This window comes from Eximiradius sp., assembly GCA_937127445.1.
Lineage (GTDB): Bacteria > Bacteroidota > Ignavibacteria > Kapaibacteriales > UBA2268 > JAKIZO01.
Genome location: CAKZLY010000012.1, coordinates 1 through 2574 on the forward strand (window position 1 = coordinate 1; position 2574 = coordinate 2574).

Sequence of the window (2574 nt, forward strand, 5' to 3'; positions counted from 1 at the left end):
TTAATTGACAATATGCCTATCCCTGTAAGAATCGTTGATAAAAATAATAATGTATTGTATGAAAATCATAATAAATTATAATTAACAAATTAATGAGGTTTAATATGGCAATAACTGAAATTGAATTTGTTGGGTTAAAATCTGATGAAAATCCAACTTTTAAAGCTTTCCAGCAAGGTATTATTACAACAAAAGAAGTGAAAGCAAAAGTAGGTTCGAAGGAACAGGAATTGCGTTTCACATCTGTTCCTCTCAAAGATAAGCAAGGAAATGTAGTAGCTGCATTTGAAATGTTTGTTGACGAAACTGAAATCAAGCAAGCAATGCGTCGAAATGAAAAACTTACTCTTTACCAACAAAAGCAAACAGAAAAAATTGTTGAAGCATTGGAGCAACTTTCTTTAGGCAACATAAACTTTGACTTACAACTTGACGAACCCGATGATGACACAAAAGAAGCTTACGATAGATTTAAGCTAATTGTTAACGCTATCAACACAACTGGAAACACAATTTCAGCTCTGTCAAATGATGCCAGCTTGCTTGCTAATGCTGCATTAGAAGGAAGATTAGATATAAGAGCAGATGCAAGCAGACATAAAGGTTCGTATAGAAAAATTATTGAAGGAATGAACAGTGCATTAGATAACTTAATTAAACCACTAAATGTTGCCGCAGAATATGTCGATAGAATTGCAAAAGGTGATATTCCACCAAAAATCACGGACGAGTACAAAGGCGATTTCAATGAGATTAAAAATAACCTGAACCAGTTGATTGATAATGTAAACAACATTTATCAAGAACTTGGAGTATTGATTAATGCAATTGGAGTTGGTAATTTAAGCGTTAGAGGTGACCTGTCGAAATTCAAGGGAGTTTGGAATGAAATAATTAATAGCATAAATGAAATTATGCTACAGGTTGAAACACCTATTCAGGATGTAGTTGAAGTACTTAAAAAAGTTGCAGTTAATGATTATTCAATTAAAATCACAAAGAATTATCAAGGAATATGGGATGATTTAAAGAAAAGCACAAATGATACAATGATTCAATTAGAACATGTTTTAGAAATTGTAAAAAACATTTCATTTGGCAAACTCGATAAACTGACCGAGCTGAAAGTTATTGGTCGTAGAAGTGCAGCAGATGAATTAGTTCCATCATTTATTAAGCTAATGGAAGCTTTTGAGTCTATGGCAGAAGATGTAAGGATGCTAACTGAAGCATCTATTGAGGGCAATTTATCGGTTCGAGCTGATGCAAGTAAGCATTATGGTATCTACAAAGAAATTGTAAATGGATTTAACGAAACATTAGATGCGGTTATTGCTCCAGTAGAAGAAGCAGGCGAAGTGCTGAATACAATGGCAACAGGTGACTTAACTGTTAAGGTTAAAGGAAATTACAAAGGCGACCATAGAAAACTTCAAGAAAGTATCAATACACTGGCAGATTCTTTTAATAACTTACTTGGAAGATTACTAAATAGTGTAGAAACAACCGCATCAGCAGCAATTCAGATTTCTTCAACTGCCGATACTATGGCAACCTCTGCCCAAGAACAAAGCGCTCAAACAGAAGAAGTTGCAAGTGCAATTGAACAGATGGCTCGAACAGTTACAGAAAATGCAAATAATGCACAACAAACAGCAGATATGGCTCGTCAAAATCGTGAAATTGCAAAAGAAGGTGGACAAATTGTTGAACTTACAGTGTCAAAAATGAGCGACATTGCAAGAGTCGTTAAAGAATCAGCTGATAATATTGAAAAATTAGGCGAATCAAGCAAGCAAATTGGTGAAATCATTTCTGTCATTGACGACATTGCCGACCAAACTAATTTGTTAGCTCTTAATGCTGCAATAGAAGCTGCACGTGCAGGCGAACAAGGACGCGGTTTTGCAGTGGTAGCAGACGAAGTTCGTAAGCTTGCAGAAAGAACGACAGAAGCAACCAAACAAATTGCGGAAATGATAAAAGGAATTCAAAAAGATACTGAAATTGCCGTTCGCATGATGCAAAACGGAAATGCAGAGGTTACCAACGGTATTCAGTTGGCAGATAAAGCAGGTGCAGCTCTTAAAGAGATTGTAGATAGTTCGCAACATTTACTTGATATGATTAGTCAAATTGCAACTGCTAATGAGGAACAAGCCGCCACAGGTGAACAAATAACAAAGAATGTAGCAATGATTTCGGAAGTTGCTCAAGACTCTTCTCGTAGAGTAACTGAAATTGCTCACTCAGCAGAAGATCTGTCTCGACTGACAGATGAGCTGCGCGAGCTTGTTTCACAGTTCAAAATTATTCAGCATGAGTATGAAATGTCATCACAGCGCACACTGAAGGGAAAATCTCATAAGTATTTATCTGGCAGGAATTAAGATTAAAATACTTGAATTAAAAAATCCGGAGGATCTTGTTCCCTTCGGATTTTTTATATATTTTTTTAATTTAGTTAATAATAATTGTATTAGAGAATATACAAATGAAAAGCCCCGAGGGTGGGCTCAGGGCTTTCATTTTCTCTATTTCAACGATTTTATCGCACAATCACAGCGCGTTCTT

The 2574-nt window shown here is 35.6% G+C and carries 1 protein-coding gene; it reads left to right on the forward strand.

What is annotated here, in order from left to right; translation table 11 throughout:
- Window positions 1-104 precede the first annotated feature (104 nt).
- Window positions 105-2390: a methyl-accepting chemotaxis protein gene (locus AC6QZF_RS02250; RefSeq protein ID WP_499798253.1), complete on the forward strand. Its 2286-nt coding sequence runs from the start codon at window positions 105-107 to the stop codon at window positions 2388-2390.
- Window positions 2391-2574: the final 184 nt, after the last annotated feature.

What these genes read in the sequence shown, in the direction of transcription:
- AC6QZF_RS02250 (WP_499798253.1), top strand. Translation starts at nt 105, where the DNA reads ATGGCAATAACTGAAATTGAATTTGTTGGGTTAAAATCTGATGAAAAT.